General features: G+C 30.9%; 15 protein-coding genes. 10 read left to right on the forward strand and 5 right to left on the reverse strand.

What is annotated here, in order from left to right; translation table 11 throughout:
• Positions 1–111 precede the first annotated feature (111 nt).
• The 9 genes from B6C99_RS07465 to B6C99_RS07505 all read left to right on the forward strand — a co-directional run bounded on the left by B6C99_RS07465 (position 112) and on the right by B6C99_RS07505 (position 10799).
• Positions 112–1164, forward strand: a complete 1053-nt coding sequence (locus B6C99_RS07465; protein ID WP_086359268.1) for a hypothetical protein — start codon at positions 112–114, stop codon at positions 1162–1164.
• A gap of 13 nt (positions 1165–1177) precedes the next feature.
• On the forward strand, positions 1178–3139 hold the full coding sequence (locus B6C99_RS07470; RefSeq protein WP_086359269.1) for a vWA domain-containing protein: 1962 nt from the start codon (positions 1178–1180) through the stop codon (positions 3137–3139).
• A gap of 3 nt (positions 3140–3142) precedes the next feature.
• On the forward strand, positions 3143–3859 hold the full coding sequence (locus tag B6C99_RS07475; protein ID WP_086359270.1) for an ABC transporter ATP-binding protein: 717 nt from the start codon (positions 3143–3145) through the stop codon (positions 3857–3859).
• 4 nt (positions 3860–3863) lie between these two features.
• Positions 3864–5087, forward strand: a complete 1224-nt coding sequence (locus B6C99_RS07480) for an ABC transporter permease (protein ID WP_086359271.1) — start codon at positions 3864–3866, stop codon at positions 5085–5087.
• Positions 5044–6648, forward strand: a complete 1605-nt coding sequence (locus tag B6C99_RS07485) for an SUMF1/EgtB/PvdO family nonheme iron enzyme (RefSeq protein WP_216819420.1) — start codon at positions 5044–5046, stop codon at positions 6646–6648. Before B6C99_RS07480 ends, B6C99_RS07485 begins: the two co-directional genes overlap by 44 nt.
• Before the next feature lie 2 nt (positions 6649–6650).
• A complete protein-coding gene (locus tag B6C99_RS07490; protein WP_086359273.1) occupies positions 6651–7340 on the forward strand; it encodes a hypothetical protein in 690 nt (229 codons plus the stop codon).
• 2 nt (positions 7341–7342) lie between these two features.
• Positions 7343–7834 (forward strand): hypothetical protein, encoded by a 492-nt coding sequence (locus tag B6C99_RS07495; protein WP_086359274.1) that lies wholly within the window; start codon positions 7343–7345, stop codon positions 7832–7834.
• Positions 7835–7841: 7 nt separating this feature from the next.
• Positions 7842–9209 carry a VWA domain-containing protein gene (locus B6C99_RS07500; protein WP_086359275.1) on the forward strand — a complete coding sequence of 456 codons (1368 nt, stop codon included), beginning with the start codon at positions 7842–7844 and terminating at the stop codon, positions 9207–9209.
• Positions 9210–9311: 102 nt separating this feature from the next.
• Positions 9312–10799 carry a VWA domain-containing protein gene (locus B6C99_RS07505; protein WP_086359276.1) on the forward strand — a complete coding sequence of 496 codons (1488 nt, stop codon included), beginning with the start codon at positions 9312–9314 and terminating at the stop codon, positions 10797–10799.
• Positions 10800–11127: 328 nt separating this feature from the next.
• On the opposite strand, the gene B6C99_RS13375 is transcribed toward B6C99_RS07505, so the two are convergent.
• Together B6C99_RS13375 and B6C99_RS13385 are read right to left on the reverse strand one after the other, a co-directional pair.
• Positions 11128–11469 (reverse strand): DNA cytosine methyltransferase, encoded by a 342-nt coding sequence (locus B6C99_RS13375; RefSeq protein WP_216819421.1) that lies wholly within the window; start codon positions 11467–11469, stop codon positions 11128–11130.
• 525 nt (positions 11470–11994) lie between these two features.
• A complete protein-coding gene (locus tag B6C99_RS13385; RefSeq protein WP_143413964.1) occupies positions 11995–12702 on the reverse strand; it encodes a DNA cytosine methyltransferase in 708 nt (235 codons plus the stop codon).
• A 90-nt stretch (positions 12703–12792) separates the two neighbouring features.
• Here B6C99_RS13385 and B6C99_RS07515 point away from each other — a divergent pair, with 90 nt between their 5' ends.
• The gene (locus tag B6C99_RS07515; RefSeq protein WP_086359277.1) at positions 12793–12972 is read left to right on the forward strand and encodes a hypothetical protein; all 180 of its coding nucleotides are present in this window, start codon (positions 12793–12795) and stop codon (positions 12970–12972) included.
• A 320-nt stretch (positions 12973–13292) separates the two neighbouring features.
• Here the strand turns inward: B6C99_RS07515 and B6C99_RS07520 are convergent, their stop codons facing one another.
• Genes B6C99_RS07520 through B6C99_RS07530 form a run of 3 tightly spaced genes read right to left on the reverse strand, consistent with a single transcriptional unit; the run spans position 13293 to position 15463 of the window.
• On the reverse strand, positions 13293–14435 hold the full coding sequence (locus B6C99_RS07520) for a DUF262 domain-containing protein (RefSeq protein ID WP_086359278.1): 1143 nt from the start codon (positions 14433–14435) through the stop codon (positions 13293–13295).
• Complete coding sequence (locus tag B6C99_RS07525) at positions 14422–15114, reverse strand: hypothetical protein (protein WP_143413905.1); 693 nt, start codon at positions 15112–15114, stop codon at positions 14422–14424. The genes B6C99_RS07520 and B6C99_RS07525 overlap by 14 nt, the downstream gene beginning before the upstream one ends.
• A 31-nt stretch (positions 15115–15145) precedes the next feature.
• Positions 15146–15463: a hypothetical protein gene (locus B6C99_RS07530; RefSeq protein WP_086359280.1), complete on the reverse strand. Its 318-nt coding sequence runs from the start codon at positions 15461–15463 to the stop codon at positions 15146–15148.
• Between the last annotated feature and the right edge of the window lie 143 nt (positions 15464–15606).

Consider the following 15606-nt stretch of genomic DNA (forward strand, 5'->3'; position numbering starts at 1 on the left):
ACAATTTAATAATTATTAATAACAATAAGGTGGTTTTTAAAACTACCTTACATATATGAAATATCCATAAAATAATATTAATACAATCATAGTGATGAAATAGAGGATATCATGGCATTAAGAATTGAATTAGAAGGCGATAAACCGGGTGTTGCTAAGTTTTTGGCGCAAAAATGGAGTGGTAGTGCAGATATTGATCTACTTATTCAACGCAACCAAGATGGTTATTATTTGTCCGGTCTTAATCAATGGGGACCAGAAAAGAATTGGCATACTGTAACTAGTATGTCTGTCGAGAATGAACAATTAAGTGGTCTCGTTGATGAATGGCTAGTTGATTCTTTGTTATCTCAAGAAAATAGTGTTAGATTTCTTGCTGAAATCCGTGATAAACAGAATCAAAGCTATATTGATAGAGGGGTGGTAAATATTGCTGAAACAGTATTCCCTTCGTCTGCTTTAAATACCCAATTATCAATATCTGATGAGACTAAGCAAAATACCTTTGAGTCGGATAAAGTAGCTTCTAATCTTGTTGAATCTGATGATTCTCAGCCTGTAGAACCTCAAACCGAAGAACAAACAATTGGGATGGAAAATGAGGTAATAGTAGAACCTGAAATGGAATCTGAAATAGAGGTAACGCCAACACCAACGATAACACAACAAGAGGCGTCAGCTTCACAACCCACTAAAGCAAAAAGTAAATTAGGGTTGATTATTATCATTTTTGTCATTCTACTGACTTTAGCTGGAATTGGCTTTGCAGTATGGTATTTTTTATTTTCTCAAGATAAAAATCCTTTAACTTCTCTAACTCAAAGTAATAGTCAATGTAATATTGCTAATGCAACAACTGATGATTTATCTTTTATTCAACAATGTTTACAGAGTAAACCAGATGCTGATGCAGTAATTGATGTCATAAATCAGGCTAAACAAGCTAATAAATGTAATATCGCACAACGTTTATATGCCAATCAATCTTTATTGAATGCCAAAGTGGCCTTACTTTATGCGAAAGAATACGATGTGAAGTTTTATCAAGATAACCAGTGCTTCAAGGCAGATAAAGAAACGGCAATTTATTGGTATGAAACGTCATTAAATAATGATCCAAATAACGAGCTGGCTAAAGAACGGTTAGCTGAATTACAAAAATAATTAAGGTGCAGGTATGAAAAAAACAGTAATTTCAACATTGATTTTCGGATTTAGCCTGACTTGCTTACCTTTGGTTAGTTCGGCTTTAGAACCGTTAAAGCAAGCCGGTAAAACAACGCTTTATCAGCGAGTCTTGAGTACACCAACTTGTGAGTTAAAAAAAAATATTAATGATGCTACTGGTCAATCAGTACCTGCCTTTTCTCGTTATTATGTGTATGAACGGAAAAATGAAAATAATCAAGAATGGTTGAATGTGGGGCCTGATTCATATGGCAAAACTGTTGGTTGGATTAATAATTCCTGTGCTGTTGCTTGGAATATGCAACTGACTTTAGTTTTTACTAATCCTGTTGAACGTGATCCTTTATTATTTTTCAAAGATAGAGACTCTTTATCAGCAATTGTTGATGCTGATAAACCAGAAACATTAATAAAACCTATTCGTGATGCACTAAAAGAAAATAAAACCACACCACAAGTGGTGGCACAAGAACCTAAAGAATTTATTGATTTTAAAAGTAATTTCTATTTATTACCTATCTTACAGGGGGAAGAGGTAATGAATGGCCAAGGCTTTTATGAAAGAATTTTAGAGGTTGCTTCGGTTAGTAAACAAGAAACAGTTGTTAAAAATAATAACAAGTCGACTAATCAGTCTGCTGATGATAATACTAATCAAGTTGCCCCATTTAAGGCAGCTATTGTATTTGTTATCGATTCAACTATTTCAATGGATCCTTATATTTCTAGAACCAAGGAAGCAGTGGAAAGAGTTTATCAACATATTGAAAAAGAACATTTACAAGATCAGGTTAAATTTGGTTTGATTTCGTTTCGCTCAAGTTTAAAAGCCTCAGATAAATTAGAATTTGTCAGTAAAGTTTTTGCAGATCCAAATAAAGTAAAAAATAAAGATGATTTTAAAAAATTAAGTGCTTCACTCAAACAAGCATCTGTATCCACCGCTTATTTTGCTGAGGACTCTTATGCAGGTGTATCTCAAGCATTAAATGATATTAATTGGAATAGCTTTGGTGCTCGATATATGATTTTGATTACCGATGCAAGTGCTATTCCAGGTGATGATAAACTTTCAAGTACCGGAATGGATGCAGCCCAGTTGCGACTTGAAGCACAGCATAAAGGAGTTGCAATTTATGCTTTACATTTAAAAACACCGAGTGGTGAAAAGGATCATCAAGTAGCAGCTGCCCAATATTCTGATTTGACTTATAACGATTTTATTCATAAATCATTGTATTATCCCGTTAATGCTGGTGATGTTAATGAATTTGGAAAGAAAGTCGATTCATTAGCACAAGCTTTATCAGAACAAGTTAAATTAGCTTATAAAGGGGAATCATCAGTTGGTAATGCGCTTAATGCTAAAGATGATGATGCCGATATGTTAAAAGATGCTTTACTATTGAGTAAGGCGATGCAATTAGCTTATCTAGGTGATACTAAAGGAACTAAAGCGCCAACTGTTTTTAAAGCATGGATTGCTGATAAAGATTTTGTTAAACCTACTATTCCAACTGCGGAACCACGAATTTTGTTAACTAAATCGCAATTAAGTGATTTGAGTGATATTGTGACTAAGATAGCTAATGCAGCTAATGATGGATTAATTTCAGCTGATGATATGTTTTCACAACTACGTTCTGTTGCTGCTGCAATGGGACAAGATCCAAATAAATTAAAATCAGATTCTGTCACTAAGATTGCTGATTTAGGTTTACTTGGCGAGTATTTAGATAATATTCCTTATAAAAGTGATGTAACTGGTCTTGATCAAGAAACATGGAAGAGTATGAGTGGAATTGAACAAGAAAAGTTTATCCGTAATCTAAATAGTAAAGTTCGTTATTATCAAAAATGTAATGCTGATGTTGATCGTTGGATTTCATTATCTGAAGGTAGTGATCCGCGCGAAAATGTCTATCCTGTACCATTAGAAATGTTGCCATAAAAAATGTTAACTATTAATAATCTGGTAATTTCCAGACCGATAGGCAAATCTTTTTTTAAAGTTTGCCTACCAGAGCTTTCGGTTAAAGCCGGTCAAGTTGTTGTCATTAAAGGTGATAGTGGTTGTGGTAAAAGTACTTTACTAGAAATGATTGGTATGATTCTTCAACCTGATGAAATTAGCCATTATCATCTTATAGTTGATAATCAAAATTACGATATTGCTGATGTGATTCAACGCAATGATGTAAATGAATTAGCGACTATACGCGCAAAATATTTGGGATTTATGTTACAAACGGGTGGATTATTACCTTTTTTAAATATTAAAGATAATATTTTATTATCAGCGAAGTTATTACAAAAAAATATTGAACCAACCAGATTTGATTACTTAATTGATAAATTGAATATAGGTCATTTGTTGAATAAATATCCTAAACAGTTATCAATAGGTGAAAGACAACGAGCATCTTTCATTCGTTCGATTATTCATAGACCTGCGTTACTGTTAGCTGATGAACCAACTTCCGCACTTGATCCTTATAATGCTAATTTACTATTTGATTTAATTATAGAGCAAGCTCAACAAGATAATATTGCAGCTCTAATTGTCACTCATGATTGGCAACGGATTGAAAATAAAGGATTGTTTACTTTATCGGCAAAATTATCCTCTACGCAGTCATCAGAATTTTTACCGTTATCAAGTAAGGTATAAAAAGATGGATAATGTAACATCAAAATGGCGATTTATTACTCGGTTATCATTGGCCGATTTATGGTATGACAAGAAAGTATCATTTTGTATTATCACATCTATAATATCTGTTATTACGCCATTACTGCTGTTGTTTAGTTTGAAGTATGGTGTTGTCGCTCAGCTACGCCATCAGTTACTTAATGATCCACAAAATTTAGAGATAAAAATTGTTGGTAATCTACAACTTGATCAACAGATGTTCGATTGGATTGCAAAGCAACCTGAGACGGCATTTGTTATTCCTCTTACTCGTTCTTTGAATACACAAGCTGATTTGCTTAATGATTCAAGTCATTTTGTTAATAATGCTGAAATTATTCCAACCGCAAAAGGTGATCCAATAACTCAAGATATGCCATTGATTGATAAAAAAGACCAAATTTTATTGAGTTCTTTAGCTGCTGAGAAAATGCAAATAAAAATTGGTAGCCGAATAAAGATGGTCATCACCAGACAACTAGATGGTAAATTGGAAAAAGGGATAACTGAATTAGAGGTCATTGGCATTATTCCTGAAACATATTATAGCCGTGCCGCAGGTTTTATAAGTTTAGATCTTTTAATTGAAATGGAACATTTTTATGATGGTTATCAAAGTAAAATTTTTCCAACCGGAACGGGTTTAGTTGATTCTTCCTACCCTAACTCATTTGCAAGAGCCCGAATTTATGCTGATTCACTTGATGATGTTGCTTATTTAGCATTTAAATTGCGTGAAAAAAATATAGAGACGAGAACTCAGGCTAGTGTGATTGAAAATATGCAAGCCATTGACCGAGTATTAGGTTTTATTTTTAGTGTGATTGCTATTACGGCAATTTTTGGTTGTATATTATCTTTTAGTGGTTCATTTTTATCTAATATAGAGCGAAAACGTAAAGATATTGCTTTCATGAGGCTTATAGGATTTAAATCTAAGCAAGTTATGTTCTATTTACTGATGCAGGCAATGACGTTAAGCTGCTTAGCTTTTATCGTATCATGTTTGCTATTTTTATTAGGAAATTGTGCATTTAATCTCGTTTTAGGTAAAAATTTAGTTTCACAACCAATTGTTAGTCAATTACAATTTTATCATTTTATTATCGCATTTATATTAACACTATTGATATCATTCATTGTTGTTGCGATAGGAGGACGAGGTGCCATCAGTATTCAACCAGCAGAAAGCCTACGTGATGCGTAAGTTTAATCCTATTTTTTGGGTAATTGCTTTCAGTTTTATTCCTAGTATTGGATATGCTCAGCCGTGGGATAGTAAATTTTATAATCCTAAACCAGCTAATGATGATGTTATTCTACCTATGCCATGTGAAGGTAGTCTGGTAATGAAAAAAGTTTTTACACCAACACGTAAACCACTAGATGATATCAAAATTATTTTAGGTAATAACCAAAAAGAACTTGGTTTCGCTGAGTATGCAACACCTAATTATATCTCAGGTAGTTTTTCTGATGGTGGTGCTGAAAGATATTATCTTATTGGCAAATATGAAATTACCGCTCTTCAATATCAATCTGTTATGAATGATAATTGCCCAACAGCTAAAACGAATCTTGCTTTTCCTATTACTGACATCAGTTGGTTTGATGCCGTGGCTTTTACGGATAAATATAATCGTTGGTTAATTGAACAAACAAAAAATAGATCAAATGATGTTCCCAAAGGTTATTTTCGTTTACCAACGAATACTGAATGGGAATACGCTGCAAGAGGTGGTGCTAAAGTTACTGAGTCAGAATTTCGTGAATCAAAATTTCCTATGGGGAATAGTTTAGAAAATTATGCTTGGTTTTCTGGTGCAAAATCAGCCAATGGTAAATTACAACTTATTGGTCGGTTAGAAGCCAATCCGCTTGGTCTTTATGATATTTTGGGTAATGCGAGTGAAATGATGTTCGATTCATTTCGCATGAATAAACTTGATCGTTATCATGGTCAGCAAGGAGGTATTACTGTTCGCGGAGGAAGTTATTTAACGCCTGAAGCATCAATAACTACCTCGTTAAAAATAGAAAAACCTTACTATGATGTTCAAAGTGCTTATAAAAGCAAAGATGTCGGATTTCGTTTAGTTTATACAACTGAAGTTATACAGTCGAATGATCTAGTAAAAGAACTGGACAAAGAATGGAATGAACTGGGTAACCAAGCGGGTCTTTCAAAAGATGATAATGTGGTTAGTGAGTTAGAAAAAATTACCAAGCAAGTTGATGATGAAAAAACTAAAAAAGAATTAAATCAACTTAATGCTCTTTTACGTAGTGCCAATCAAGCTCGTGATGAACAGAGAGATCGCTCTATTCAATCAGCATTACAATTGGGTGCTTTTTTATGTGCTAATGTTTCCGATTTAAATGCTAAATTTGAATATAATAATAATTTATATGAAACAATGATCAATGAGGTATGTGATCCAAATGAAATAGAGACATTGAATGAAGATAATATGTGTTCCAAAGTGAAGCTAAACGATTTAAATAATGTCCTAAATGAATCTAAAAATGCACGTGATTTTATATTAAAATATTATTCAGATACTATTGTAAATACTGCAACAAATTATGATAAGGATATTATTAATAATCAATCTAAACCTACGCAATTTATACTTGAAAATAGTGGTAAAGCTAATATGAGCGATTATTTAAAACTCTATTTCAAACATATTAATAAATATATTGAATCAGGGAAAATCGACCGAACAAATTGGCTTGAAACATGTAATGAAATAAAAGGAAAGTAATAATGAATAAATTAATAGTAACAATAACTTTGTGTATCTCTTTGATACTATCAGGTTGTCAAACATCAGGTGGTGCAAGTTCAAAAGATGTTGATCCAGCTTTAAGTAAAAGTAATAGCGCCAAATTTTTTAGTAAATCAGCGTGGCAGTCTTGTGCCGTAGGGGCAGGTATAGGTGGTATCGGTTGTGTATTATTAGGTGGTAAAACCGGTACATGTCTAACCTCAGCTGCTGTTGGTTGTGGTGTAATGATGGGAGCCAATTATTATCTTGATACTAAACGAGCTGAATATGCTGATGCTGAAATGCGACTTGATGTTTATATTCAAGATGTTCAGCAAAATACCTATGAAGTCCAAGCCGTCACTGAGAGTGCAAAAGCTGTTTTAGATAAAAACTTGGCAACATTAAAATCATTAAATAAACAAATTAATTCTCAATCTGTTACTAAAACACAGGCCCAAAAAGATCTGACTCAAATAGACGCCAATATTGCCTATTTGAAAGATAAATTATCACGCATGAAAAAAGTTGAAAGTGATTGGGTTTCACTTTCATCACAAGAACGACAATCAGGTGTAAATGTGTCAAAACTTGATAAAGAAATTAATCAGTTACATAAACAAATTGCGGTACTTGAAAAACAAATTAATCTTGTTACTCAACAACGTTCAGCTGTAAGGGTAAGCTAATTATGAAAAAGATATCTGTTATATTTTTACTTAGTCCATTATTACTTATAACGGGATGTTCGACAACGCCAGAACAATGTGACCCAAATAATACTAACATAGGTATTATGGATAAAATTAGTTGCAATTATTCAGGTAATTATCAAGCTCGTATTGATAAAAAAGAGCAAATTTTAGAGAATGAAAAACGAGCTAATGCACAATTCAGAGAAATTTATGCAACGATTGAAAGTCAAAAAAATTCGACTTCATTAAGTGTTAAACAAAAGCAAGCACAGTTGCAAAAATTAAAAACAGAATTAACTCAATTAACTAGTGAAGTAAAACAAAAGGCTAAAAATCGTGATGATTTACAAGCACAAGTTAATGATATTGAGCAACAGTTGAAGAAAGTTAACAATTCCAATTCATCTGAGCTTGAAAAACAAGTTGAATTAGATAAGTTAAATAAAAAACTTCAACAGCTACAAAAAGCTTTAAATTTAGGTAAATAATTTAGCAATGCAACGTATAACAAGAATTATATTTGAACAGCATGAATCTGATAAGATTTCTTTGTTAAAAGAATATAATTCTTTGTTAGTATTGTTAAAGGGTAATTTAACTGAGCGAACATTTTCAATTTTAGGTCATCCAAAGTTAATTGATAATAATCAATATATTGGTTGGTATAGTAATTTAGAAGGGCAACCTATTTTACTTAATGATATTGAAAATGAAAAACATAAAAAGCAGATAGAAAAAACGCTGAATACAAGAATTAATGACCTTGAACTCGTAATCAAATCAATGTCATTGACAACTGAGGAACAAGCTTTAATATCTGCATGGTTACCGAGAATAAAAAACTCAGGAAATACCATTTATGTAATTAATGATGAACCTGTTATTGTTAATTCATTTAAAGCTCCGATTTTATCTGAACCTACAGCAATACCACCAACATCAAAATCATTTTGGCGTTGGTGGTATTTCTTATTACTCGCACTGTTTTTAATTGTATTGCTTGGTCTTATTTGGTTCTTTTTTTGTCCTTATGGCAAAGAAAAAGCATCCGATGCTCCATCAATAATTGCACAAAATACAGAAAAAAATAGAGTTGAATCAACGCCAGTAGTTGAACAAACTAATGTTTTAGAACCAAAAAACGAAACTGTAACAGAAGTTAAGAATTGTATAACTAAAGAAGAAGCTACTAATAAGATATCGGCTTCTAAAATGGTGATGATATTTGATAATTCAGCCTCAATGACTTTAACCTTGATGGAATCACAAGAAAGTATCGATAAATATTTAAAAAGTAATTTTTATTCGATGACAGAAAAAGAAGCTGAAGCCTATGAAAGAAAAATGACCAGATTACCTAATCGTTTATCAAGTAGTAAAGAAGTGGCATTAACCAGTATTGATAAAATACAGCAAAATATAGATATTTCTCTTGTCACGTTAACAAGTTGTCCGGCTGCACAAACTACATCGTTCTATTCTTATGAAGATAGAGAAAAATTAAAAAGCAAAATTAAACGGTTACAGCCACTAGAATATAATAGTGCAACTCCATTATATAGTGGTGTTAAACAGGCAAGTAAAATGCTTGATGGTATTAATCGTGATGATTATATATTAATTATTAGTGATGGTGAGGATAATTGTACCAAAAGTAATATATGTACTCTTGCTAATGAAATAGCCACAGCGCAACCTCGTTTAAAAATTAATATTGTTGATATTGCCGGACAGCATAAAATAGATTGTGTAGCAAAAAGCACTGGCGGTAATGTTTATATAGCTCAAAATCCAACCGAGCTTATTAAACAAATGAGTAATGCCGTTTCAGATATGAATATTAGTAAACCTATTTGTAAATAAGATATAATAATTTTGATTTAATTGACAATTTATAAATTAAATATTTAGCTAACTAATAGACTTTTATAATGACTTTTTAAGTAACAAGGAATAAGTTGAGAGATGCAAAGAATAACTCGTATTGCTTTTGATCATAATAACATAGACAAGATGCAGTTACTGGAACAGTATAATTCTTTACTTTCAATACTTAAACCTCATTTGACCACAAGAACATTTTCAATTTTTGCTTCATCAAGATTAATAGAAAATAACCAATATATTGCCTGGTATACTGATCTTGAAGGCCAACCTATATTGCTTAATGATATAGGTGACTCGTCGCAAAAAGCTGTAATTGAAGACGCCTTACATACTCGAATCAATGATATTGAGACTACAGTCAAATTAATTTCTTTAGATAATGAACAAAAAGCTTTAGTGTCTTCATGGTTATCAAGAATTAAAAGTCCAAATAATCAAATTTATGTAATTAATAATGAACCAGTTATTATTGATACTTTTGAACCAATTGTATTACCTGAACCGCCAATTGTCGCACCAAAAAGTTTTTGGCGATGGTGGTATTCCTTAATTTTAGTTTTACTTTTATTATTAATTTTAGGTTTGTTATGGTTCTTTCTTAATCCTTTCAAAAAGACTAGCAACAAAGTGGAACCAATCGTCGAACCAGCGATTACACAACCAATTGAACCGAAAAAAACGGAACTAACCGTTGAATTTGCAAAACAGCCAGAACTTGTCATTAAACCTAAACCTGAATTAAAATCAGAACCACAGGTTTCAGAGCCACAACCTGTAGTTGTACCTGACCCAACACCAGAGTCGGTTAGCAAATCAGAACCTAAACCAGCGCCAAAAGTAAAAAATCCACCAAATTGTATTACTAAGGAAGAATTGGTAAAAAATACTAATCCATCCAAAATGGCGTTGATCTTTGATAATTCTTTATCAATGACGGTAACATTAGCAGAGCCTCCTTCACAAGTTCAGCAATATTTTAATTATTTAACTCATGGCTATCCTAGCTATATGCCTGCATCAGAAAGAATTGCGTATGAAAAACGGATGTCTCGACTACCGACTCGTTTATCAACCAGTAAAAAAGTGGCATTGACTAGTATCGATAAAATTCAACAAAATATTAATATAGCATTAGTGGCATTAAATAGTTGTCCAGCGGCAGATACAACACCATTTTATAATTATTCAGGCAGAGGCGCTTTAAAAAGTAAAATTAATCGATTAACACCAAGTGCAGCTGGTGGCGGAGGTACACCACTTTATAGCGGATTAGAAAAAGCAAGTAAGATGCTTGATGGTGTAAAACGAGATGATTATATCCTTATAATTAGTGATGGCGATGATAATTGCTCAAGAAATAATATTTGCACGTTAGCTAATTATATTGCAGCTCAAAAACCTCGACTCAAGATAAATATCGTTGATATAGCGGGTGAACATAAAATAGATTGTGTAGCTAATGCTACTCGAGGCAAAGTTTATATCGCACAAAGTCCTAAGGATATGATTAGACAGATGAATAAAGCTGTATCTGATTTAAAAATTAATCGTCCTGTTTGTCAGTAAACAGATAAATAAAATTGATAATGCCGAATTATTAGTACTAAATTTTACTCAATAGTTATCTTTAATAAAAATAACAATTAAAAATAGTAAAAAACCAGACAAAATGTCTGGTTTTTTTATTAAACAATTGTCGGATCCGGGAATTAATGAAATGACGTATCAACTATATCAAGGACTTTCAATTATTATCGGATTTTTATATTTACTAAAAATCCGGTAATTTGCGATATGTGCAGGTATAAATCCTGTAATTAATAAAATTCTTGATGTTTTCTATTTTGGTAGATTTTGATGATTCAATATCATATAAAACATGAAAATAGATCTTCTAAGAATTATTATGTATTGTTAAAATATTTTTTATTACTTTACCTAATGCTTCCCCTAAAAGAGGAGGCACTGCGTTACCAACTTGAGTATATTGTGGTACCTCAAATTTTCTATATTCTCCGCCTGTAGTCACTTTAGATCGAAAAATAAAGTTATCAGGAAATGATTGTATTCTAGCCATTTCACGAACAGTTAATGTTCTCAATTCATTTTTATCATAATGACATATATCATCAGGTATAGATAATGTTGTAAATGCTGGCTGATCTTCTATTAAAGCTCTTTGGGTATTTTTTTTGTTTTCAATTTCACAATATAATTTATAATATTTTTTTATCAAAATTGGATTTCAATATTCCTTCGTTAGTAAGCAATTCTTGTTTAATTATCTCTTTTTTAGCTGTATTACTAAGTATTTTGATTTGTTGCTTAAGAAGATCCATAACTTCTTTTTTAGAGTCTTTACTTATTGTTTCAATAACTTGATATAATCTAAACCTCTGCTTAGTTAATAGTTTATGATTACGTCTTTCATTATTTGAAATCTTGTTTGCTTTTCCCTGTCTTTTAATCTTTAGTTTACTATTAATATATTTGATATAAGGGGATATCTTTTTTTCTTCTCCTTGAGATTTTAAGTCATCAATTGCATCTTTAACTGAATGAAAATTATCAATAAAACTTACTAGAGGATTTAAAAAGCTGCCTATAAATTTTGAAAAATCCTTTTCAACATCCCAACATTTTAAATGGCTGTAATCTATTGTTTCTAAATTAGTATCACTATTGCTTATGAGTTTTTTCGCAGATTGGAAAAGTTGTTTTTCAGTATCATTTAAATTTTTCTCAATAGTATTATAATAGTCTATTCTGACTCCAATAAGAATAAATCTAGGGCGATTTTGTGGGACGCCTGTATTTTCGCATTAACAACCAAACATAGAGGTAGATATTTTTGCTTAGCAAAAACTTTAGATACTTCAAACCATGCATGATATTTTTTTGTATTATCATCTTTAGTTACAAAAGGACTAAGGATACCACTGACATTTTCCAGTAAAACAATTTTGGGGTTTATTTTTTTGACAAAATCTGCAAACTCTATCGGCAATGTATTTCTGTCGTGATCTTTCTCACGTAAACCCGCTAGACTGAAACTTTGACAAGGTGGTCCGCCTGCAATAAGATCGATATCATGACTTTTTATTTTTTCTATTAATTGTGAGTTTTTTTCTAAGAAAATATTAAGCTCTCTGATGTTTCCAACAATAAGAGTTTTATTTAAATCAATATTTTCATTTAATTCAGAATATCTATTTTTAGTATTAATTGAAGGAAAAGATCTAGGATCTTCTCTCAATCTTTTTCCTATTTCATCCAGAGGAAAATTACTTGATAGCCATAGTGTATGTATTGGAGATTTATTTTTGGTTAAGTCTTCATTAAAAAAATTATAAGCATAGGTTTCTGCAGCCATTGGTGATAATTCATTTGCCATAATTAGCTCAAATCCAACAGATTGTAAACCTAGAGATAAACCACCACACCCTGAAAATAGTTCAATATATTTCACAATTTATAAGTATCAACATAAATATTTATAGCTATATTACGTCAAATAAATAAAATAGTCCAGGGTATATATAAAATTAAGGATAAAATAGTGAAAAAATATAAAGAATCGTTTATTAAAACGTTAACACAATCTGATGTAGATTTACATAAATCTAATCAGCATGAGTTACATGGCGTCAGTAAGTTAGAAAGTCTTTTTGGTAAAATTCTTGATGACCAAAAACTCAGTATTTCAGCTTCATTTTCAATTGTGAATACCCCCCCCTAAACCTATACATCTTACCTGGTATAATTCAAGATCCGGTTCGGGTCGACATGAATATCGTTTATATTATGATAAATATATAAATGAGTGTAAACCCGGGGATAATTTTTTTATTGGCGTAACCCTTGATAATCTTTATGAGATCATCATTTTTCCTGATCAACAAGATAAGTATGATGAATGGACCAAAATTGATTAATAATAACTAAAGTCATCGAGCTATTAATAATAATTTTTTCAAGCATTATTAGACTTAATATGGATAAGTAAACATACTATTTGTATCTAGTTGAACTTTAACTTTAACCAGATACAAATATTTTTTAACAAGAATCGTGGATAAAAGCTTCTATTACTTTTCCTCTATTTGCTCGAGGTTCAGCATCGTTAACACCTTGACGTGATGCTTCAAAATATAATATATCACCAGGTGTTTTTTCTTTATAGTTTTCTTTGTCTCCCAAATACTCATAATATGTTTTTTCAAAATCATCTAATTTGGACTTTAGAGCTACAAGGTTTATCGAATCTAATGGTTGATTTGTATTCAGATTGAATTTATATAACTCAATGATAAGTGTAAATATATTTGATTTAGTAAACCACATTGAATCACTACTTAAGCGTATACTTTCAATAAATTGGATAATCTCAACTAATTTTTGTTCATATTCAAAGGCTTTTGGGAATTCACCGTTATATTCTTGAATGTAAAATTCGTTTTTACTTACCCTATTGAAATATACCCCATTTTCTAAAAATGTAGAAAGCAAGGTAATTATATATTGTAAAGCTAGCATTCTATCAATATCATTATCACTAAAAATATTTGATTTTTTTACAAAAAAATTGTGTAATAATTCTCGATTATTTTCATCTAATTTATACTCAATAATTGAATAATCAATATCACATTCTTTTTCAATTATCTGTTTTGCAAATAATATAAACTCACTATCTCCATATTGTGCATGACTTTTTTCTATTTGATTTAGAGAGTATTCGGAACTATTAATTCGTTGAAAAATATTTTTAATTTGTTCGGGGGTTGCATTTTTTAAATATCTAATTGAAACTTCAAAATTCAAAAAATCTCTTTTTTCGATATCAGATAGTTCTTTAAATGATTTTAGTTTTTTTATCTTTTGGGCAAAAATGTCCTTAGCTTCAATATAATTAACAATTGTCGTAGTTCTCTGTTGACCATCGACGACAATATCACTAAATTTTAGCGTTTCAGAATCCATTTCACCTGGCGCTATATAAATTTCAGGGAATGGGTAATTTAATAAAATTGTTTCAATAAAATTAATTTTATGCTGTTTTTTCCAGACCAGTTTCCTTTGAAAACTAGGCCTAACATCCCATTCATCTTTTTTGACTTTATTATAAATTTCTATAATTTTATAATTATTTGCAGGAACACTGGCATCCAATTTTATTTGTTGATTTTCAGTTTGCAACATTAGGTTCAACCTCTGTTTTAAGTTTTAATTTAGTTAAATTTCTGCTTTGATAGTCAAGAAAAAAAAACCAATTCTCATAAATTGCTAGTCCAATTTTTCTAGAAAATACTTTTTTTATTTCTTTATTAAAGTCACTAAATTTTTTATTGTTACGGCATATTTCAAACTCGTTAGGTTTAAAATCAGCTCTAAACCATCCTTGAGATAAGTATTTGTAATATTTAAATTGATTTTCATGAATCACATACTTTTTTGGTGGTGTAAAATTGTTATCAAGAAAAGTATATTCTTTGGGATTTGAATGGAAGTGTGTTCCTTTCCAACAATTATTGAGACCATCAGTAAAGTTATAAAGTTCCTGTTTTAGCTCTATGAATAAATTCTGATTGATAATCGCTATATCAATATCCGACGACTCGTTAAAGTCTCTATAATTTTTTTGGGGATTTAAACTAAAACCAAGTTGAGCAGAACCGACTATGATAAAATCCTTGTAGTTAATATTGAAGTAATTTTTTAATATTTCAGCTAGTTTTTGCTCTTTATCTTGATTATCTAAAAAAATATATGCAGGGGTACGAATAAGATGTTTATGTATTAGCCATTCCATATCATTTCTTGTAGAAGATAAATCTTTAAAGAAGGTGTTTTTTCTATTGGTGATTTCTTGGTTTACCATTAGCATAAATATTGCCTTGATCCCTTTGGTTCTATAGTATAGCAAAATTTGAAATATATATGTAGGGTGTTTTTTTGTACACAACTTGTTTTAATCCTAGCGTTAACTTTTGATATACATCTGACATATTTTCTAATTTAGCCATTAGTTTTTTTGAAGATATTCCTTTTTCTTTAGCAAGCTTAGATAAAATAATATAATTTTTATTGAATGTTTTGATATTGTCTTCTGTGATCCACCGAGTATTATTTCGTTTAATTATAGTATATGGCATAAGTTGATGATTAACTAACTCGTAAGCAAATTGCTGACTAATAGTTAATTTTTTTGCTATTTCAGGAATAGTCATATAAGTATGTTACTTCGTTTTTTGATTAACCCAACTAATGAGTGCTTTTGTTGGAATATGGATATCCCTTAGTGTCGGTCTATCGATATCTAGCATAACTGTAGGTAACTCTTGATTTATCATTGCGCTAATGACTTCGTTAT

This window comes from Gilliamella sp. N-G2 (assembly GCF_002142215.1).
Taxonomy (GTDB): Bacteria; Pseudomonadota; Gammaproteobacteria; order Enterobacterales; family Orbaceae; genus Gilliamella.